This window comes from Pseudoalteromonas aliena, from assembly GCF_038155085.1.
GTDB lineage: Bacteria > Pseudomonadota > Gammaproteobacteria > Enterobacterales > Alteromonadaceae > Pseudoalteromonas > Pseudoalteromonas aliena_A.
This window is the reverse complement of sequence record NZ_JBAKAU010000178.1, coordinates 1-219: the sequence shown is the minus strand read 5'-3', so window position 1 is coordinate 219 and position 219 is coordinate 1. Positions and strand designations below refer to the sequence as shown.

Annotated in this window: 1 pseudogene; it reads left to right on the top strand. The window is 33.8% G+C overall.

Features of this window, described 5'->3' with window-relative positions:
- A pseudogene (locus V6260_RS19005) lies at positions 1–219 on the top strand (hypothetical protein); the annotation flags it as partial.

Sequence of the window (219 nt, the reverse complement as noted above, 5' to 3'; positions counted from 1 at the left end):
ATTTAGGGCGACCAGTTGGGTTAATACTCACTGGTTTTTAGGTTTAACACATTTAGTAAGTGCAGTTACTGGCTTGATTATTCATCGTAAAATGATAAAAAAGCTCTTTACGTTTAGGCGAGAGAAAGGATTAGATATTGCAGAAAGCGATGCTTATAAGGTAATAGTTATTTGGGGCAGAGTATTTAATATTTTAATTCCTTTCACAGGAGCATATTT